Annotated in this window: 17 protein-coding genes and 1 rRNA gene; 1 reads left to right on the plus strand and 17 read right to left on the minus strand. The window is 42.1% G+C overall.

Going from position 1 to position 19,838, the window contains the following annotated elements:
• The 12 genes from INF29_RS10565 to INF29_RS10620 form a co-directional block, all read right to left on the minus strand.
• Positions 1-131, minus strand: a 16S ribosomal RNA gene (locus INF29_RS10565); the annotation flags it as partial.
• 597 nt (positions 132-728) lie between these two features.
• Positions 729-1,475 (minus strand): peroxide stress protein YaaA, encoded by a 747-nt coding sequence (gene yaaA, locus INF29_RS10570; protein ID WP_193486491.1) that lies wholly within the window; start codon positions 1,473-1,475, stop codon positions 729-731.
• Between the two features lie 30 nt (positions 1,476-1,505).
• Entirely contained in the window at positions 1,506-1,976 is a 471-nt protein-coding gene (bcp, locus tag INF29_RS10575; protein ID WP_193486493.1) for a thioredoxin-dependent thiol peroxidase, read from the minus strand.
• Positions 1,977-2,121: 145 nt separating this feature from the next.
• Positions 2,122-3,111, minus strand: coding sequence for a lipoate--protein ligase (locus INF29_RS10580; protein ID WP_193486495.1), 990 nt, complete (start codon positions 3,109-3,111; stop codon positions 2,122-2,124).
• Between the two features lie 74 nt (positions 3,112-3,185).
• Positions 3,186-4,922: a dihydrolipoyl dehydrogenase gene (gene lpdA, locus INF29_RS10585; protein WP_193486497.1), complete on the minus strand. Its 1,737-nt coding sequence runs from the start codon at positions 4,920-4,922 to the stop codon at positions 3,186-3,188.
• A 127-nt stretch (positions 4,923-5,049) separates the two neighbouring features.
• Positions 5,050-6,297, minus strand: coding sequence for a dihydrolipoamide acetyltransferase family protein (locus INF29_RS10590; RefSeq protein ID WP_193486499.1), 1,248 nt, complete (start codon positions 6,295-6,297; stop codon positions 5,050-5,052).
• Positions 6,298-6,309: 12 nt separating this feature from the next.
• The gene (locus INF29_RS10595; RefSeq protein WP_072849357.1) at positions 6,310-7,290 is read right to left on the minus strand and encodes an alpha-ketoacid dehydrogenase subunit beta; all 981 of its coding nucleotides are present in this window, start codon (positions 7,288-7,290) and stop codon (positions 6,310-6,312) included.
• Positions 7,287-8,285: a thiamine pyrophosphate-dependent dehydrogenase E1 component subunit alpha gene (locus INF29_RS10600; protein ID WP_330608321.1), complete on the minus strand. Its 999-nt coding sequence runs from the start codon at positions 8,283-8,285 to the stop codon at positions 7,287-7,289. The genes INF29_RS10595 and INF29_RS10600 overlap by 4 nt, the downstream gene beginning before the upstream one ends.
• 30 nt (positions 8,286-8,315) lie before the next feature.
• The gene (locus tag INF29_RS10605; protein WP_072849359.1) at positions 8,316-8,789 is read right to left on the minus strand and encodes a PPC domain-containing DNA-binding protein; all 474 of its coding nucleotides are present in this window, start codon (positions 8,787-8,789) and stop codon (positions 8,316-8,318) included.
• A 197-nt stretch (positions 8,790-8,986) separates the two neighbouring features.
• Positions 8,987-9,934 (minus strand): AEC family transporter, encoded by a 948-nt coding sequence (locus INF29_RS10610; protein ID WP_193486502.1) that lies wholly within the window; start codon positions 9,932-9,934, stop codon positions 8,987-8,989.
• Positions 9,935-9,938: 4 nt separating this feature from the next.
• A complete protein-coding gene (locus tag INF29_RS10615) occupies positions 9,939-10,712 on the minus strand; it encodes an MBL fold metallo-hydrolase (RefSeq protein ID WP_193486504.1) in 774 nt (257 codons plus the stop codon).
• A 368-nt stretch (positions 10,713-11,080) separates the two neighbouring features.
• Complete coding sequence (locus INF29_RS10620) at positions 11,081-11,827, minus strand: SDR family NAD(P)-dependent oxidoreductase (RefSeq protein WP_072849365.1); 747 nt, start codon at positions 11,825-11,827, stop codon at positions 11,081-11,083.
• A gap of 369 nt (positions 11,828-12,196) precedes the next feature.
• Between INF29_RS10620 and INF29_RS10625 the strand changes: the two genes are divergently transcribed.
• Positions 12,197-12,880, plus strand: coding sequence for a GntR family transcriptional regulator (locus tag INF29_RS10625; RefSeq protein WP_193486506.1), 684 nt, complete (start codon positions 12,197-12,199; stop codon positions 12,878-12,880).
• A 208-nt stretch (positions 12,881-13,088) separates the two neighbouring features.
• Here the strand turns inward: INF29_RS10625 and INF29_RS10630 are convergent, their stop codons facing one another.
• The 5 genes from INF29_RS10630 to fumC all read right to left on the minus strand — a co-directional run bounded on the left by INF29_RS10630 (position 13,089) and on the right by fumC (position 19,611).
• The gene (locus tag INF29_RS10630) at positions 13,089-14,366 is read right to left on the minus strand and encodes a TRAP transporter large permease (RefSeq protein ID WP_193486508.1); all 1,278 of its coding nucleotides are present in this window, start codon (positions 14,364-14,366) and stop codon (positions 13,089-13,091) included.
• Entirely contained in the window at positions 14,367-14,870 is a 504-nt protein-coding gene (locus tag INF29_RS10635; protein ID WP_072849369.1) for a TRAP transporter small permease, read from the minus strand.
• A 33-nt stretch (positions 14,871-14,903) separates the two neighbouring features.
• Positions 14,904-15,962 (minus strand): TRAP transporter substrate-binding protein, encoded by a 1,059-nt coding sequence (locus INF29_RS10640; protein WP_191344833.1) that lies wholly within the window; start codon positions 15,960-15,962, stop codon positions 14,904-14,906.
• Positions 15,963-17,051: 1,089 nt separating this feature from the next.
• The gene (locus INF29_RS10645; protein WP_193486510.1) at positions 17,052-18,221 is read right to left on the minus strand and encodes an NAD(P)-dependent malic enzyme; all 1,170 of its coding nucleotides are present in this window, start codon (positions 18,219-18,221) and stop codon (positions 17,052-17,054) included.
• A gap of 22 nt (positions 18,222-18,243) precedes the next feature.
• On the minus strand, positions 18,244-19,611 hold the full coding sequence (gene fumC / locus INF29_RS10650) for a class II fumarate hydratase (RefSeq protein WP_193486512.1): 1,368 nt from the start codon (positions 19,609-19,611) through the stop codon (positions 18,244-18,246).
• Between the last annotated feature and the right edge of the window lie 227 nt (positions 19,612-19,838).

Genomic DNA, 19,838 nt, shown 5'->3' on the forward strand with positions numbered 1-19,838 from the left:
TACTCACCCGTCCGCCACTAAGATAGATAAAAATCCTGCCGAAGCTCTCATTTTAAATATCTTCGTTCGACTTGCATGTGTTAAGCACGCCGCCAGCGTTCATCCTGAGCCAGGATCAAACTCTTATATTAAAGTTTAATGCCTAGCCAGTTAATCTGGCTATCCTCCGGTTTTTTCGAAACCGGCAAACTCTTGTCATTATTTTTGTCAGATGTCGTCTTTTTCGCTTTGCGAAAAACCGTTCGTTTCTCATCATTCCGCTCCCTCTGACACTTTGCAGTGTTAGGTCGGTCGCTCCATAAACGGTTCGAAACTCACTGACCGAATTGACTATGGGTTGTAAGTTTATTTCTGCTGTTTAGTTTTCAAGGATCAGTCTGTGCCGCTTTTTCAGCGGCGAGTGATATTTTATCACTCTTTCATTTTTCCGTCAAGTTCTTTTTTTTGAACATTTTCTTTTCGAAGAGAAGAACTTGTCTGTCAAGTTTTGACAGCGAAAAAAATTTATCAGAAAGCTTTTCGCTTGTCAAGAACTTTTTTTATTTTTTCTTTGCTGCTTTTCTGTATTTCAGCAGCGAATAGTATGTTATCACATCGTTTCCGATCTGTCAACAACTATTTTCATTTTTTTTGGAACTTTTTCGCTGTGTTCCGACAGCGAAATATATATTACCATCGACTTTTGGTTCTGTCAACACTTTTTATGGTTCTTTTAGAAGTACATTTAATCACGCTTTTTCATTGCGAATAAAAACAAAGGTATCTTCCTTTGCATATTCCTCCGAATACTGGAAATCCAGCCGGTCGAAGCCTTTTACTTCTTCTATATCCTCTATTTGTTTCTCTGCCAGATAACGCACCATCTCTCCTCGCGCCATTTTACAGAGCGTTCCTTTTTCTACGACCTTTCCATTCTTAATTTCACCGAAAACAAAGTTAATCCATCGAACGGATTTATCCAAGTGCTTGGAAATGACCTGACTATATTCTTTAGAAGCCAGATTCAAAATACAGTCTGTCTGCAATGATTCTGCCAAAGCCGTTCCCCAAAAGTCATATAAATCTTTTCTTCCATCAACAGAGATTTTTGCCTGCATTTCCAGACGATAAGGTGTTACGCCATCAAATGGGCGCAAAACGCCATAAAAACCGGACAGAATACGGAGATGTTCCTGAATATAGTCGAACTCCGCTTCTGTAAATACCCCCGGTGCCATATACTGAAACTGAATCCCCTCATATGCCAGAACCGCAGGCGTCAAACCATGATATAAATCCATATTCTGAATCCGTTCCACGTTCAGCGCTGCAATTTTATCATTACATTTCCATATTTTTTGCAATTCATCAGCTGGTGTAGACTGCAATACTTTGTAGATCTGCTCTGTTTTATCCAAAAACAGCGGCAAATCTCTCCATGACAAACTATCTGTTTCCACACGCATTTTCTTTGTTGGGGATATGATGATTTTCATAAATGATCTCCATTTCCTGTTTGTTTTACATTAATCCTCTGTTTCTCCAGCCAGATAAGCCAAAATCTCTGCCGCATTGGTATCTGGTTTTACCTTTGGCATTACTTTTTCGATGATACCCTGTTCATCAATGACATATGTTGTACGCACAACACCCATGCTTACCTTACCATATAACTTCTTTTCTTTCCAAACATCATATGCCTGAATGGCTTCCAGTTCAGGGTCAGACAGCAAAATAAAAGGCAGCTGATGTTTTTCTGCAAACTTCACATGGGATGCCACAGAATCTTTGCTGATGCCAATGACAACAACGTCTCTTTCCCGAAAGGCATCATAGCTCTGAGCAAAAGCGCATGCCTGTTTGGTGCATCCCGGTGTATTATCTCTGGGGTAAAAATACAATACAACTTTCTTTCCTAAAAACTGAGAGAGAGAAACCTGTTCCCCATTTTTATCTAATAAAGTAAAATCTGGTGCTTTGATACCTGTTTCCAACATCAAAATCCACTCCTTTTCTACTATTTTACTTTTCCTATTATAACTTTTTTCTTTCCTACAGGCAAACAAGTTTTTCTTTCCAATAAAAAAGACTTCCATATTCTCATAAAATGAAAGTCTTTTCGAAAAATCCTATACTGCTCTTTTAGTACAAAAGTAAATCCAAGAACTGCTCTTTCTCCAAATAACAGAAATAATCAGAAATATTTAATGACTGCAACGCTTCCTTTAACGCTTCTTCTGTCAGCTTCACTCCCAGCAAATGCTGACGCAGCTGGTCTTTATCTCCATTTCCAAAATAATCACCAAATACATCGAAAGCAGTAATCATACCTTTTTCTACATTCATATGAACTTCCAACTTGCCACAGCCGTCAAATCTGCGTTCTTTTACAATGGCATAGGCAGGTGAATTTCCATAATTCCATTCCCAGGTATCATACCGTTCTTTCTGAATCTGCCGTACTCGTTCCAGGTCTGCTTCTGTTAAGGTATAAAATTCCATGGGTGTTTCCGCAGACATATCCTGCAGAAGCATTTCCCAGAATTCCCCAATGGGCACGTCTTTTTCCATATAATTTCTTACATTGGTTACACGGCTGCGAACAGACTGTACGCCTTTGGATACGATTTTATCCGCAGAAACCTGCAGCGCATGGGAAACAGTTTCCAGATTGCTGTCATATAATATGGTTCCGTGGTGCATAACCCTACCCTGCTTCGCATATTGAGAGTTACCGGAAAACTTCTTGCCATCAATGGTCATATCATTTCTGCCGTTGATTTCCGCTTTCACACCAAAGTGACCCAATGCCTTTACAATGGGACGGCAAAAGGAACCAAAGTCAAACTGTTCCAGTCCATTTTCTGAAACAATAAACGTAAAATTCAGGTTACCAAGATCATGGTACACAGCGCCACCGCCTGATAATCTTCTGACTACAGAAATATCATGCTCTTTCACATAAGAACTGTTGATTTCACGAACAGTATTCTGATGTTTTCCAATGATGATAGCGTTATCATTCTGCCACAGCATAAAATATTCCTGACTGCGGTCCATTTCATCAAATACATATTGTTCCAATGCTAAATTAAAATGTGGATCTGTAGATGGACTTTTGATATAGATCATCTCTTTGCCTCCTCTGTTGTCTGCCGAAACACTGCCGGCAGACAACGAGCCGGCACGGATTTTGTCAGCAGTACTTATTTGTTTGGAATATGGATTGCGCGTTTTGTTGCTGCCAGTGCTGCTTCTCTTACTGCTTCTGTTACAGTGGGATGTGCATGGATGGTAGCGTAGATTTCGTCTACAGTAGCTTCCATACCAATGGCAAGGGCACATTCGCCAATCAGGTCAGTAGCTCTGGGACCAAGAATATGCACGCCCAGCACTTCGCCGTATTCTTTGCCAATGATGAACTTGATCATGCCTTCACCGCCGTTCATGATCAGGGCTTTGCCGTTTGCCATCAAAGGGAATTTACCTACCTGATAAGCAATGCCTTCTTCTTTGGCTTTTTCTTCTGTAAGACCGACACCTGCGAATTCAGGGTCTGTGTATACGCAAGAAGGATTTGTTTTGCCATCATATACAGCAGTTTCTCCCAGTGCGTTTTCTGCGGCAACTTCGCCCTGCGCAGATGCCACATGCGCCAGCATTACTTTGCCAAGGCAGTCACCGATAGCATAAATGTTCGGCACATTGGTTTCCATTTTATCATTAACAGTAATGCGACCTCTGTCATGAGCAATGCCCACTTTGTCCAGACCCAGTGCTTCTGTGTCTGTTCTGCGGCCAACTGCAACCAGCACTTTTTCTGCTTCAAAGGATTCTACTTTGCCGCCAACTTCTACCTGCACTTTGGCACCAGCAGGTGCTGCTTCTACAGACTGTACTTTCGCTTCTGTCAGAATGGTTACGCCGGAAGCCTCCATCTTTTTCCGAAGCATTGCTGTCAGTTCTCCATCCATCATAGGCAACAGTTTGGGCATAGCTTCTACAACAGTTACTTTTGCACCAAAACGGCTATATGCTGTTGCCAGTTCCATACCGATAACGCCGCCGCCGATAACCAGCAGTGTTTCAGGCACATGGTCAAATGCCAGAGCGCCTGTGGAGTCTACACAAGCTGCATTTTCCTTTACGCCAGGAATAGGCGGTACTGCAGGCACAGAACCTGTTGCCAGAATTACTTTATCAAAGGGAACATTTTCTTTTGTGCCATCTTTTTTCACAACTTCCAGTGCTGTTTTAGATGCAAAAGATGCTGTACCTTCAATAACGCGAATCTTGTTTGCTTTCATCAAGCCTGTAACACCATTTACGAGCTGGTTTGTTACAGCTTCTTTTCTGGACTGTACTGCTTTCCAGTCAATACCATTAACGGATACCTGAATACCCAGATTGTCCATGTGTTTTGCTTCTGTCAAAGCTTCTGCTGCATGGAGCAGCACTTTTGTAGGGATACATCCAACGTTCAGACATGTACCGCCCAGTTTGTTCTTTTCAATCAATGTGACTTTACCACCCAGCTGTGCCGCACGGATCGCCGCAACATAACCGCCGGGACCACCGCCTACGACTACAACGGAAGTATCTCCTGCTTTCTTTGCAGGTGCGGGAGCTGCCGCAGGTGCAGGTGTGGGTGTAGGTGTGGGTGTAGGCGCTGCTGCAGGTGCGGAAGCCTGTCCAACCTGTTCGCCGGGTTCACCGATATAACCCAGCAAACCTTTTACGGGAATATCTTCGCCTTCTTCTGCAACAATTTTCAGCAGAACACCGTCGGCTTCACTTTCAATTTCACTTGTCAGCTTATCTGTTGTGATTTCCAACAGCACATCGCCTTTTTTTACGGAATCCCCTTCCTGTTTCAGCCATTTAGCAACAGTGCCTTCTTCCATGGTCAGACCCAGCTGGGGCATTTTGATTTCAAAAGCCATAGTCCTTCCTCCTAAAATTCCTATCCAAGTTTTTCTTTCTCTGAGAGGGTAATCTTTTGTATATTTTCTCTGTCTGCTTTTTCTCTTTTGTATATTGATTTTTCTTTTGTATTGCTATGTCAAACCATTACAGTAAAATTCTCATAGGGTCTTCCAGCAGTTCTTTGATTGCCAGTTCAAATTTTGCAGCAACTGCGCCGTCAATCAGGCGATGGTCAAAGGTAAAGGAAATACGCATTACCTGTTTTTTGAAGATCTTGCCTTCATCATCCATATCCAGTTCATCCTGTACAGCGCAAACACCCAGAATGCCTGCATCAGGCTGGTTAATGATAGGGTCAAAAGTTTCTACGCCAAACATACCCAGATTGGAGATAGTGAATGTGGAACCTTTGTATTCATCCATAGCCAGTTTGTTTTCTCTTGCGCGAACTGCCAGATCTTTTGCAGTTGCGGAAATCTGACTCAGGCTCAGTTTGTCTGCATCGCGGATAACAGGTACGATCAGGCCATCATCCAGCGCAACAGCCATACCCAGATTTACATGAGCACGTTTGATGATCTGGTTACCATCGATGCTTACCAGAATATGAGGATTTGCGCGCAGCGCGTTGGCAACAGCTTTCAAGATAAAGTCGTTCATGGAGAATTTCTGACCGCTTGTTTCGTTGATCTGTTTGCGGAATGCCACCAGTTTTGTTACATCGATCTTCACGTTCTGAGTAACTGTAGGGATTTCTCTTGCAGATTTTGCCATACGTTCTGCAACAACTTTGCGCATACCTGCCAGTTTTACAACTTCGTCGCCATCCATCAGTTCCAGTTCTCCGCTCTTTGCTGCGGGTGCCGGAGCTGCTGCAGGTGTTTCTGCAACAGGTGCAGGCTGCTGTTTTGCTGCTTCTGCCGCTGCCAGAATATCTTTCTGTACAATACGACCGCTGGGACCACTACCTGTCAGATTCTGATAATCAACGCCCAGTTTTGCAGCTGTTTTTCTTGCCAGAGGAGAAATACGGATTCTGCTGCCATCCGCTTTTGCTGCAGGCACAGGAGCCGGTGCAGCGGCAGGAACTTCTGCTGGTGCAGGAGATGCAGCCACAGGTGCAGCAGCTGGTGCAGCGTCGCCAACAGTTTCGCCTGCTTCACCGATGTAACCCAGCAGACCTTTTACAGGTACGTCTTCCCCTTCTTTTGCTACGATTTTCAGCAGAACGCCGTCTGCTTCACTTTCGATTTCACTTGTCAGTTTATCTGTTGTAATTTCCAGAAGCACATCGCCTTTTGCTACGGTGTCGCCTTCCTGTTTCAGCCACTGGGCAACCGTACCTTCTTCCATGGTCAGACCCAGCTGAGGCATTTTAATTTCAAAAGCCATGTCCCTTCCTCCTTATCTGTTCAGTACTTTTTTCACAGCAGCTACGATATTTTCCGGATGCGGGAAGTTTTCATCTTCCAGTGTAGGGCTGAAAGGAGAAACGATATTCAGACCGCAAACACGTTCAACGGGTGCATCCAGTTCATCAAAGAGTTCTTCTGCAATCTGTGCGGAAATTTCTGCCGCATAGCTGCCGCGTTTTACTTCTTCAGAAACAACGATTACATTATGTGTTTTGCTTACGGAAGCAACGATTGCATCCCAGTCCAGAGGAACCAGTGTGCGCAGATCCAGAACTTCTGCCTGAATGCCTTCTGCTGCCAGTTTTTCAGCTGCTTCCAGTGCAAAATAAACTTCTCTGCTCCATGTGATGATAGTGATGTCGCTGCCTTCCCGTTTTACATCTGCCACGCCCAGAGGAATGGTATATTCTTCTTCGGGAATCTGTTCTTTTTTCGCATACAGCAGTTTATGTTCCATGCAGATAACAGGGTCATCATCGCGGATAGCAGATTTCAGCAGACCTTTTGCATCTTTTGCTGTGGAAGGTGCAATAACTTTCAGACCAGGTGTATGACAGAACATATTTTCCAGACACTGGGAATGCTGACCAGCGTTTCTTCTGCCGGCACCCATAGGCAGACGCAGTACCATAGGCACTGTTGCCTGACCACCTGTCATATATCTCATTTTTGCTGCCTGGTTCAGAATAGGGTCAGCAGCAACTGTGATAAAGTCATCATACATCAGTTCTACGACAGGACGGATGCCGCGCATTGCTGCACCAACAGCCATACCGCAGAAACCGGATTCGGAAATAGGTGTATCAATGACACGATTTTCGCCGAATTCTTCCTGGAAACCAACGGTAATACCGAATACGTTCCCCATTTTCCCCATATCTTCACCCATGATGATCACATTGGGATCTCTCAACATTTCTTCATGCATCGCTTCGCCGATGGCTTTGCTGATACTGATTTTTTTGCTCATCTTACGACACTCCTTTCGTTATCAGAAGAATATACGTCGGTGGTTGCTTCTGCAGGATTAGGGTAAGCAGATGTATCTGCGAATACATAAGCTGCTTCCAGTTCTTCCTGTACAGCCGCTTCTACTGCCTGCAGTTCTTCTTCTGTTGCTACACCGTTTTCCAGCAAACGTTTTCTCATGTTGGGAATGGCATCTTTTTCATGCGCTTCTTCCATATAAGTTGCTGGACGATAGTTTGCAGGGTCACCGCAGTAATGTCCCTGATGACGGAATGTCATGCATTCTACGATGGAAGGACCATTGCCTTCTCTTGCATAATCTACAGCTTTTTTCACTGCTTCGTATACCACAACAGGATCGTTTCCATCAACTGTTTTGCCGGGAATGTCATAAGCTTTTGCACGAACAGCGATGGTGTCTGTATTGGTTACGCTATGGATATTAACGGATACACCGTAATTATTGTTTTCGCAAAGGAATACAACAGGAAGCTTCCAAGCCGCTGCCATATTCACTGCTTCGTGGAAAGTACCCTGGTTGGAAGCACTGTCACCGAAGAAGCACAGAGTTACGTGTTTATCACCATAAATTTTAGAAGCCAGTGCGGAACCAGTTGCAATGGGAATGCCGGCACCAACGATACCATTTGCACCCAGGCTGTGCAGACCCGCTACATCTGCAATGTGCATGGAACCGCCTTTGCCTTTGCAGTAACCTGTTTCTTTCCCGAACAGTTCTGCCAGCATTTTATCCAGAGAAGCGCCTTTGGCAATACAATGTCCATGTCCTCTATGGGTAGATGTCATATAATCATCAGGTTCCAGTGCCATGCATGCACCTGTAGGAACTGCTTCCTGACCGATGCACAGGTGAATGTTCCCTGCCAGCATACCTTTTGTAAAGCATTCCGCTGCTTTTGTTTCAAAAGCACGAATACGCAGCATTGTCTGATACATATTCATCAGCATTTCCTTTGGATATTTTTTCGTACTCACGTTTTCTTCACACCTTTCCTATTTTCCTTTTTATAACTGTCTGGGAGCAAACAGCGGTACTTCCAGGGCTTCATCGTAACCTCTGCCCATATCAATGCCTTCTACTTCTCCCAAAATCATATCTACTGTCAACAAAACTTTATTGCCCTCAATCAAATGACCGCCGTGGGCATTGCCATATCTGTCGCTCAAAGAAATATGTACATGCAGCAGAATGTTGCCCTCTGTATCGTGACAGATCATACCAGATGCATTGGTCAATTCGATGGGACCTTTCAGTGTTACAGGCTCGCTGTAACCATAGCCGGCTTTCTTGTGCGGAAGTTCCACAGGATTATAAAATGCCGCACCATCCAGACTGCCAATGGCACTGAGAATCAGCCCGTTTTTCAGATTTTTTTCTCTGCAAAGCTGTTCCAGACGCAGCAGCACATCTTCTCCTGGATGCAGCCGAACTGCAATGACACGTTTGAGCCCGCCTTCAGCGATTTCAAATTCTTTCACTTACTTCGCCTCCTATTTTGAATTCATTTTTTATATTTTTGAATTCTTTAATAGTAATTTAGCATTCATAATTATGTTTGTCAATAGACTTTCCAAACTTTTCCACCGATTATGGAAAACCGTAATTTTCGACAAAAGCGCATTTTGTGCATATGTATCAAAATAAAGACACTTTCTCGAAATCTGCATTCTTTTTTCTATATAATTCGCTGACAAATGCCTGTTGCCATAACGAAAAGGAAAATGGAAACCACAGAAACCACCATGGAATATAGTACAAATGCTCCAGCCAATACATCATCTGCCCGAAATTGTATCGCCAGCTGATAAGTCGTAATGGCACCGGGTGCTGTCAGGAAAATCAATACAGGAACCAGTTCCACCGATGAAAAATGGAAAATCATCATGGCACAAAACAGATAAACAGCAGGCATCACCCACTGTTTCACCAGTATCATGTAAAATAACGTCCGTGAATCTGTACCTTTCATATCACCGGAAAGACGGCTGCCCAACAACAGAAAGGAAAGCGGCGTAGCTATTTTTGCGATATCCGCAAGACAGCTTTCTACAGGCTCCCAAATGGGAATCTGAAGCCGGAAAAACAGCACACCCAGAAGTACACCCCAGATAATGGGGTTTTTGAGTATCTGCATCACCGTGTCTTTCCACCGGACTTTTTCACCTTCTGAATATCTGGCATATGTGGCAATGGCGGCTATATTCAATAAAGGCAGCGTCACTGCCGTCATAGCTGTCGCAATCAACGCTGCCTCTTCTCCTCCTAATCGCAAGGAGAACGGAATGCCATAGATCATAAAATTTCCCCGATACAAAGACTGTATGATCACAGGTATCTTCCTGTGGTCTTTTTCTAATCGAGGTACCGCCAGCCAGAAAATCAACAAAGACGACACCATAACACCAATTGCAAACCAAATGGGTCGCCAGATGCTTGTCTGTGGCATTTCCGCTGTGTATATATTCTGAAATACCAATACAGGAAATAAAAAGCGAAAACATAAGGCATCTCCTTGCTGACGGAAATTTTCTGTCAGGATTCCTCGCCTTTTTAAGAAATATCCGCATGCAAGCATAAATACGAAGGGCAGCACTGCTTCCAGCGCAAATATCATTTCTTCCATGAAATCATCCCCTGTCTACTGTCCTGCACTCCCTTTGCATGGGCTCCCACAGAGGCGTTACAGGGCAGGCATCCCATTTGTCACAATCCCGTTTCACCATTTTTCGCATGGACAACACATCATCTGATGCGAAGGGAATATGGTACACAAAAACCTCTTTGGGGTTTATGGTTTCGCGGATTACCTGCTGCCCCTCTTTGCTGTGGAAAAACAAAGGATTCACAAAAACTCCATCCAAATCTGTTTGGGAAAAAGCAGAAAAATCCTCCTTGGTGAAATCCACATCTGCCGTCAGCAGAAAATGCTCTGTGCCGCAAGAAAGCAGAAAACAAAAATGTGGGACATCCTGATAAATCTCGCCTTGGTGACACATAGGGATGGCACGCATCCGAAAAGATTTTCCCAAAACAATGGTTCTGTTCAAACTGGGATTTTTTGAGAAAAACATCGTCGGGATTTTTTCAGCTTTTAAAAACGCCATCAAATCCATTTCCAGCAGCAAATCCTCTGGCAGGAAAATCCCCTTCACTGTGTTTTGCTGTAAATATGCTTTCAAATATTTTGCTGAAAAATGGTCTGCATGGTTATGGGAAAACACCAGATAGTCTATATGGGAAAAGTCCCCCTCTCCTGCCATAATCTCCCGTTCCAGAAACTGTGGAAGCGGACTGAAACGATGACCTGATTTTCCATACAGGCTATCAAACAAAACTTTGGTATCGCCGTATTGCACCAGCAGTCCGGTATTGGAAGTAAAAGTCATTGAAAATTGTTCCATCAGAAAACTCCTTTCTTTTTTTCATTAAAAAACGATGTTTCATACCAAAGGCTCCCTGCTGCGCCAATGGCATTTTGGAAGGCAATGGTATAAAACATCGTTCTTTCGGCAGAATATCCGCAATTCGTTGTTTTGCTGCCGTGAGAGGTCGGCATTGCAAAACAAATACGAAGGTTTTATCTTCTAGGAAGTATATATGTGTATGGTTCGTGTGCTTCTTATATTAATGTAGAAAGTCATGTCTAAAGTCAAAAAAATACAATTGAGAAATTTGGAAACAACCTTGCGGTACTGCCATCAAAAAAGTGAAGTCACATGTTTATGGGTACATGTTTTTTCACTGATTTGTCTGTAAATAAAAGGCTATATCAGCCATCCATGGTAACGCCGCCATCTACGTCACTGATTTCCCCTGTAGCAAAGCTGGATAAATCAGAAGCATAGAACAGAATCATATTAGCGATTTCCTGAGGCTGTGCACCTCTGCCCATAGGGATAGTGGAAATGATTTTCTGCATTTTTTCTTCACCCAGATGACAAGTCATAGGTGTAATGGTTAAGCTGGGGCAAACACCGTTACAAGCTACGCCGTAAGGTGCGCCTTCTCTGGCAACTGCTTTTGTCAAGCCAATGACACCAGCTTTGGATGCTGCGTAAGCACTTGTGCCCAGGAGCCCACCGCCGCGTTTTGCAGCAACAGATGCTACGTTTACGATACGGCCATATCCTGCTGCTTTCATTGCGGGATACATTACGCTGATGGCTGTATAAACGCCTGTCAGGTTAATGGCAATTACTCGATCCCATTCTGCCTGTGTTACTTCATCAAAAGGTGCTGTACTAACAATACCTGCATTGTTGATCAAGCAGTGTACCTGTCCGAAATCTTCCAGAATCTTACCGAATACGGTACGAATATTTTCGCTGTCACCCATGTTCGCCTGATATGCTGTTGCGTTTTCTTCGCCCAGTTCCTTGCAGACATTCTGTGCTGCTTCCAGATTCAGATCTACGATAATCGCATGTCCGCCGCCGGCAACAACGCCTGTTGTAACCGCTTTGCCGATACCGCTGGCACCGCCGGTGATGATTACATTTTTATTTGTAAAGTCCATTTATTTCACTCCTTACATAAAACATCGCTCATATCTTGTTTTATTTTTGAATTCATTTTGCTTATTTTTGAATTTTATATTTAAACTTTAGCATTCAATTTCTTTTCTGTCAAGTCATTTTTATGAGTGAAAATAAAAATGGAAATTCTACCAAAAATCTCTTTGAATCTCATCTCATACACGCATTTTTTTGTATAAATTTACGAACATACACTTATTTTCTTTTTATGCAACCCCAAAACCCTGCATTCTCGGTTATTTTTCGGCTTGACTTTATCTTTGGATTTCTTTATATTAGAAAAAGATAAAAGTTTCACAATTAGGAAAATCTCACTTTTATCCTTGTTCTACGGAAATGGGGGTATTTCGATGACACAAGCAGCAGGACAAGATGAATCTTTATTAGACTACGCACTGCGGGAAATCAAAGCCCGTATTCAAAATGGTACCTATCCACCTGGTACGAAACTTTCCACACAGGAAATATCCGACTCTCTTGGCATCAGCCGTACGCCTGTCGTTGCTGCCATTAATCGTTTGGTTGCACAGGGTGTTGCTGAGGCAATCCCACGGCGCGGCACCATTGTAGCCCGCCTGAATGGACGGCAAATCAAAGATATGATCGATGTTCGCCGGATGATTGAGGAATTCTCTATTCCCCTTGCCATCAAAAACCTCGATTTTTATCCCAATATCCTGCAGGAAATGCAGGAAGTGACCGAATATTTTACAGACAATGAGCTTTCGGATTACACAGTTTTTGCAAACCTGGATACCAAATTCCATCAGCTTTTCGTATCCTTAACAGGCAACCAGCAGTTGATGAATCTGTACGAAATGAACTGGAGCGTTGGTGCCCTTTTCTACATGTACAGCGTTTCTAAAATGCCTTTGTCCCGTCATGTGAAAGCATTTAACCATCATAAAGAAATTTTTGCCGCTTTGCTTTCCAAAAACAAAGAAGAACTTCGCGAAAAAATCACGGAACATTTTGGTATGATTTATGATTCCATCGAATGGTATGAATCACAGGTTAACAGCATGGAAAAATAAAACTTCTTTTGACGACAAAGCAGCAAATTGAAGTCTGGCATATGACCCACACCGGGAAATATGCCAGACTTTTTTATTTCAAATATCTTCATAAGAAAACAAAAAAGCTGAAATTCTCATAATTCAGAGAATTCCAGCTTTCCTATTTTTATGAAATTGATAGTTGCTTTTGATGTATCCGCCTTTTATGGGCAATACAAGCCTGTTTTTATTCAGCTAAGAACCCTGGTAACCAAGTTGTCAAAGCCGGAATATAAGTGATCAACATCAAGATGATCAAAGACATCAGCAACATAGGTGCAACGGCCTTCAACGCAGCCGACAGTTTTGAACCTGCCAACTGGTTCCCCATCAGCATACAGATACCAACTGGAGGTGTAATCAGACCGATACACATGTTGAAGGACATTACAATACCAAACTGAATGATATCGATGCCAAATGCTTTTATCAGAGGCAGCAGCAGTGGTGTCATCATAACGATAGCTGCATTTGCTTCCATCAGCATACCGATAATCAGGAACAGTACGTTGATGAGCAGCAGGATAACGATAGGGCTGTCTGTAAAGGATGCAAAGCCACTCAAGATCATTTCAGGCAAACCGGAAACGGTTACAACATAACTGGAGGACTTAGAAAGACCTACCATCATCAGAATGGTTGCTGTAGAGATGGAAGAATCAATCAAAACAGAACCCAAATCTTTGAAAGACATATCTTTATATACAAAGAAACTGATCAGCAGTGCATAGATAACCGCCACAGCTGCGGATTCTGTGGGAGAGAAAATACCGCCAAAGATACCACCCAGAATGATAACAGGCATCAGCAATGCCCAGATACCATCTTTTACTGTGCAAGCGATTTCTTTAGGAGATTTCCGTTTATGAGCAGGCAGATCATGCTTTTTGCCATAGAAAAGCGCATAACCTGCCAAAACCAGAGCCAGCAGCACGCCGGGGATAACAGAACCCAGGAACAGTTTTGATACAGATACCCCTGTGATACTGCCATATACAATCAGTGTAATGGATGGCGGGATAATAGGTCCCAGAATGGAAGCCATAGATGCAATTGCTGCCGCAAAATGTGCAGGATATTTTTCTTCCTTCATGGCAGGGATGGTTGTCCCACCTACGGCAGAAACGGTCGCAACACCAGAACCGGAAATTGCACCGAACAACGCAGAAGCTACAACAGTAACCAGCGCCAAACTACCTTTAATCCATCCGATAAACGCGTTGGATATACCAATCAGTTTCCCCGTGATACTTCTTGACATGATGTTACCAGCCAGAATGAAGAAGGGAATCGCAAGCAGAGAGCTGGAGTTCATGCCGGCAAACATTTTCTGCGCCAGAATTTCAAAAGGCAGATCTGCCATAGCCATAGCGATCAAAGCGGAAATCCCCAGGGAAAGATAAATAGGAATCCCAAAAAGTGCGAGGATAATCAATCCAATGATGATAACTGCCCCAATATTCATTTACACATCCGCTCCTTTCTTGCATTGTTTTAATTTTTCCACGTTCTTCCCGATGACTTCAAAAGATGTCAAAATCATCAGCACTGCGCCTAATGGCATACATGCATAGGGAATTGCCATGGAAACCTGAAGCCCGGGCGTAATATTCACGGCACTGATTTTGCACAGGGAAATGGAATATACAAACAATACCGCTAAGAACAAAATACCAAGGATTGTAACAACGATGGTATAAATATATTTTGTTCGTTCTTTCATCAGGTTCAAAAATACGTCTACCTGCAAATGGCTGTTTTTCCGCAGCGCAATGGCAGAACCAATGAATACATCATAGATAAACAGATAGCGCGCCAGCTCTTCACTCCAGGCATTGGACGCATTAAAAACATAACGAAGAACGACCTGATATGCAATGACAATGACCATGATTGCCGCTGTCACTACCAAAAATACCTTTTCGACAGATTCCAGACCGTCCAAAAATTTTGTATATTTTTTCAGCATAAAATCTTCCTTTCTGCTTATTTTCTTCTTTAATTATGCAGTACCTTCTGCTGCATCATCCTGAACAGTTTCCTCCTGTTCAGCTGCTCCTTCCAGATTTGGATCCATTGCTTTGATACGGTTTGCCCAATCAGAAAGTTCAGGATAATATGTATCTACAAAGTCTGCATAGTAATCAATGAATTCCTGTGTGTCTACTTCCAGAACAGTACATCCACTGTCAATCAGTTTCTGTTCTGTTTCTGCTTCTCTGTCCAGCATCAGGCTATTCATCTGATCAGAAGCATATTCAGATGCTTCAATGGCTGCTGCCTGAATGTCTTCGGGCAAGCTGTTGAAATAATCCCGATCCATGATAAATACATTGGCACTGTATACATGGTTGGTTTTGATCCAATATTTACAAACTTCCTGGAACGCATAGTTATAACTGTCGCTCATAGGGTTTTCCTGGCCTTCTACCGTATGCTGCTGCAGTGCAGTATAAACTTCACTCATTGCCAGAGGCATAGGAGCGGCGCCAATATACTGCCATGTTTTCAAATAAACATCCAGGTTTGGTGCACGCAGTTTAAAGCCTTTCATATCTTCCGGTGTTGTCATTTCTTTTGTTGCCGTTACGATTCTGGCACCGCGATACATGTTCCCCAACAATTTGAAGTTTGTTTCGTCGCCGATAACTTCTTTCATTTCGTCGCCCAGATCGCTTTCCCAAACTTTCATAAAATGGTCATAGCCACTATAAATGTATGGCAGCGCATCTACGTTTGCCAAATCTGTAAATGTTGACAATGTACCGACGGATTCACACATAATATCTGCTACACCAATGGGCATACATTCCAGCACTTCGGAAGTCGTTCCTAGGCTGGCACCGCCATAGAGTGTAACTTCTACTCTGCCATTTGTAATTTCTTCGATTTTTTCCTTGAAAAATACTGCACCGTCATATGCCGCATCCCCGGCTGAACTGTTCAGTGCCATTTTCCAATGATATTCCGCTGTATCATCTGTTGCAGATGAACATCCAGAGAAACATCCAACCGCCAAAGTCATGGTCGTAACTGCTATGATCAATCCTTTTACCTTCATGCAAGAACCTCCTTATTTTTTGAGAAAGGTAACTTCTCACGTAATAGAAAATGCAAAATAAGCAAAATTGAATTCATTTTTATCAAAATAGCATCTTTTTAAGTACATGTCAATTACAAAACCCGTTAATTTTATATTTTTATGCATAAAGTCTATAGAAAGCCGTAAATAGATTTTCCAAACAGAAAATGACTCAGGTATTCATTTCATAAAATTCCAAATTTTGCTGGCAATAAATAGACACATTATCCAATGACGCGGCTTTATCTCTAATTTCCTAATTTTTAATCCAAATTTTTTACAAAAAATTACAAAAAAATAAATTTGATTTTATAAAATTCATCTTTTTTCAAACTATACAAATATAACAAACACAAGTACAAAATCAAATGCAATTGATGAAAAAGCATGTGAAAACAATCCGAAAAAAACATTCCCCCCTATTTTTTCTGCACAAAACTGTATACATTCTTTTTAATGAATCGTATATTTCATCTTTCTAATGCTTTCATTTAAGAACTATACAGATACAGATTAGCTGCTTTTTTTGTAAGACAAAAGCTATTTCATACTATTTTTTCTTGCAAAAATAGCAGTAAAATGCGTCATCTAGCTGTATCGATCTTTAACATAACTTGTTTTCCTAAAAATGTCTGCATAATATGATTCATATATTTTTATCTCTGAGCATTAAACCTTTTATCCAAAATCAAGACCTTTGCAAAAGCATTGCTTATTCTTATTTTTGCCAATTTCTTAATGGGAACAACACCATCTTCTGAAGAAAACATTTCATACAATTAAAAAGAATATAGCCGAAACCCTTTTCGTTCTGAATTTACCCAATTTTTCTATTTTTCATTTCTTTTCCGATGATATAAAAAACATTTTTGTTGTGAAAATTTTCAGCAAAAAAAGAACCAATTGATAAACAATTGGTTCTTTTTTGATATCCTAAAATTGGTTCAGCCCACCGTATCTATTACACTTCTTACATGCATTTTCATGGAACTTGAAACTCTCTCGAATTAACTTATCATGTTCTTTCAAATGTTTGTGTTTTAATTTCTTGTTCTAAAGCATTTTTCATTAAATTCCAGCAACGCCATCTTCCCTTGCTACATCCGCAACTGCTTTCGCAACCACATCCGCAACTGTTTTATCCAGTGCAGAAGGAATGATATTTTCTGCACTAAGCTGTGCATCAGGAATCAGTGAAGCAATGGCATAAGCTGCTCGTATCTTCATATTTTCTGTGATTTCTCGAGCGTGGACTGCCAAAGCTCCTTTGAAAATGCCCGGGAAAACCAGAACATTGTTGATCTGATTGGGATAATCAGATCGACCTGTTCCAACAACAGCTGCGCCGGCATCTTTTGCGTCTTCCGGCATAATTTCCGGCACAGGATTTGCCATAGCAAAAACGATACCTTGATTCATGGATGCTACCATTTCTTTTGTGACCATATTAGGGCGAGAAACTCCAACAAAGGCATCTGCATCCCGAAGGGCATCTGCCAGGGTTCCTTTTTCATGATGCAGATTTGTAATGTGAGAAACCTTTTCCTGTTCCGCATTTAAACCAGCATCTCCTTCGCAAATCATCCCGTTGATGTCACAAAGGATAATATTTCCAAAGCCCATTCGTACCAGCAATTTCCCAATGGCAATTCCGGCAGCCCCTGCCCCATTGATTACGATTTTCATCTGTCCCATCTTTTTGCCAGTTACTTTCATGGCATTGAGCATCGCTGCCGCTACTACAATAGCAGTACCGTGCTGGTCATCATGAAATACAGGAATATCACAGATTTCCTTTAATCTTCTTTCAATCTCAAAGCATCTGGGCGCAGAAATATCTTCCAAATTGATTCCGCCAAAGCTTTTGGAAATCAAATGAATGGTCTGCACAATGGTGTCTACATCTTTTGAATCCACGCAAATCGGAAAAGCATCCACACCGCCAAATTCTTTGAACAACACACATTTCCCTTCCATAACAGGCATGCCCGCTACGGGTCCAATGTCACCAAGTCCCAAAACTGCCGTTCCATCTGTAATGACAGCAACCAAATTGGAACGTCTTGTCAAGCGATAGGATTCTGATTCATCTTTTGCAATCACACGGCATGGTTCAGCCACCCCAGGAGTATATAGTAAGGACAAATCTTCTCTGGTACAAACAGGTTTTCTGGATACCACTTCAATTTTCCCCTGCATTTCATAATGAAGTTGTAATGCTTTTTCGTCTAAAGTCATATCAATTCCTCTTTTCCTCTGATCAAACCATTTTTTCTGGACGTAGTATCTCGTCAAACTGTTCTTCTGTTAAAAATCCAAGGGAAACACAAGCCTCTTTTAGAGAGATATTTTCCGCATAGGCTTTTTTTGCTGTCTTTGCAGCATTTTCATAACCGATATATGGATTCAATGCTGTAACCAGCATCAAAGACCGCTGTAAATTGTCTTTCATTTTATCTTCATTCACTTCAATTCCTGCTACACAATGAATGCGGAAGGAATCCAATACATCTGTCAAAAGTCGTACAGACTGCAAGAAGTTATAAATGCAGACAGGCATATATACATTTAATTCAAAATTTCCCTGAGAAGCACAAATCCCAATGGCTGTGTCATTTGCCATAACCTGAACCGCAACCATCGTAACCGCTTCACACTGTGTAGGATTGACTTTGCCCGGCATAATAGAACTTCCTGGCTCATTTTCCGGAATACGGATTTCCCCCAAACCACAGCGTGGTCCACTCGCTAACCACCGAATATCATTAGCGATTTTCATTAAATTCGCTGCTAAAGCTTTTAATGCACCATGGGCAAAAACCAATTCATCTTTAGCCGTAAGAGAATGAAATTTATTGGGAGCTGTCACAAAATGCTCACCCGTTAGGCTGCTGACTGCTACTGCAGCTGCTTCCGCAAAGCCTGCCGGTGCATTTAGCCCCGTGCCTACGGCTGTACCACCCAATGCTAACTCTGATAAACCCGGCAAAGATATTTCTAACATATGATAACCTTTTTCCAGCATTGCACGCCATCCGCTGATTTCCTGACCAAAGGTAATCGGTGTAGCATCCTGCAAATGGGTTCTTCCTGTTTTAATAACCTGTTGATTTTTTTCTTCCAAAACAGATAACTGCTCAATCATTCGCTGAACAGCAGGCAATAATTTCTGCTTAATTTCCAGATATGCCGCAATATGCATGGCTGTTGGAAATGTGTCATTGGAGCTTTGAGACATATTAACATGGTCATTGGGATGAAGGAGTTTTTCTCCAGCCATTTCATTCCCTCGATTTGCAATCACTTCATTAAGATTCATGTTGGATTGGGTACCGCTTCCGGTTTGCCATACGACAAGAGGAAATTGTTCATTCTGTTTTCCTGCCAAAATCTCATCACAGACCTGACCGATATAATCACAACGCTTCTGATCCAATTTGCCAATTTTAAAATTAGCTAAGGCAGCAGCCTTTTTTAAAATAGCAAAAGCACGAATGATTTCTGTCGGCATTTTTTCCGTACCAATTTTAAAATTTTCATAGCTGCGCTGTGTCTGTGCTCCCCAATATACATCTGCGGGCACTTGAATTTGCCCCATAGAATCATGTTCCACCCGATAAGATGACATGACGTTCCCTCCTCGTATAGTATCTTTAGATACCATTATTCTTATATAAAATTTAATAGTTACTTTGTTCAATAGGCTTCATTAAACCCATGATATAATCGTCCCAGTGTCAATCAGGCAAAAGTTCTAGTCACTCCTGTTGAACTCCCAGAGAGTTACTTCACCAAAAGTCTGTTCCCCTGACATGGAAGTTAGCTTCAAACCGCTGGCTGTTTGCTTAAGTGATT

The sequence above is a fragment of the Anaerotignum lactatifermentans genome, from assembly GCF_014982935.1.
Lineage (GTDB): Bacteria > Bacillota > Clostridia > Lachnospirales > Anaerotignaceae > Anaerotignum > Anaerotignum lactatifermentans.

Bases quoted from the DNA above. Each gene is read 5' to 3' on its own strand.
- yaaA (WP_193486491.1), bottom strand. From the start codon at position 1,475: ATGAAAATCATCATATCCCCAACAAAGAAAATGCGTGTGGAAACAGAT.
- bcp (WP_193486493.1), bottom strand. From the start codon at position 1,976: ATGTTGGAAACAGGTATCAAAGCACCAGATTTTACTTTATTAGATAAA.
- INF29_RS10580 (WP_193486495.1), bottom strand. From the start codon at position 3,111: ATGATCTATATCAAAAGTCCATCTACAGATCCACATTTTAATTTAGCA.
- lpdA (WP_193486497.1), bottom strand. From the start codon at position 4,922: ATGGCTTTTGAAATCAAAATGCCCCAGCTGGGTCTGACCATGGAAGAA.
- INF29_RS10590 (WP_193486499.1), bottom strand. From the start codon at position 6,297: ATGGCTTTTGAAATTAAAATGCCTCAGCTGGGTCTGACCATGGAAGAA.
- INF29_RS10595 (WP_072849357.1), bottom strand. From the start codon at position 7,290: ATGAGCAAAAAAATCAGTATCAGCAAAGCCATCGGCGAAGCGATGCAT.
- INF29_RS10610 (WP_193486502.1), bottom strand. From the start codon at position 9,934: ATGGAAGAAATGATATTTGCGCTGGAAGCAGTGCTGCCCTTCGTATTT.
- INF29_RS10615 (WP_193486504.1), bottom strand. From the start codon at position 10,712: ATGGAACAATTTTCAATGACTTTTACTTCCAATACCGGACTGCTGGTG.
- INF29_RS10620 (WP_072849365.1), bottom strand. From the start codon at position 11,827: ATGGACTTTACAAATAAAAATGTAATCATCACCGGCGGTGCCAGCGGT.
- INF29_RS10625 (WP_193486506.1), top strand. From the start codon at position 12,197: ATGACACAAGCAGCAGGACAAGATGAATCTTTATTAGACTACGCACTG.
- INF29_RS10630 (WP_193486508.1), bottom strand. From the start codon at position 14,366: ATGAATATTGGGGCAGTTATCATCATTGGATTGATTATCCTCGCACTT.
- INF29_RS10635 (WP_072849369.1), bottom strand. From the start codon at position 14,870: ATGCTGAAAAAATATACAAAATTTTTGGACGGTCTGGAATCTGTCGAA.
- INF29_RS10640 (WP_191344833.1), bottom strand. From the start codon at position 15,962: ATGAAGGTAAAAGGATTGATCATAGCAGTTACGACCATGACTTTGGCG.
- INF29_RS10645 (WP_193486510.1), bottom strand. From the start codon at position 18,221: ATGACTTTAGACGAAAAAGCATTACAACTTCATTATGAAATGCAGGGG.
- fumC (WP_193486512.1), bottom strand. From the start codon at position 19,611: ATGTCATCTTATCGGGTGGAACATGATTCTATGGGGCAAATTCAAGTG.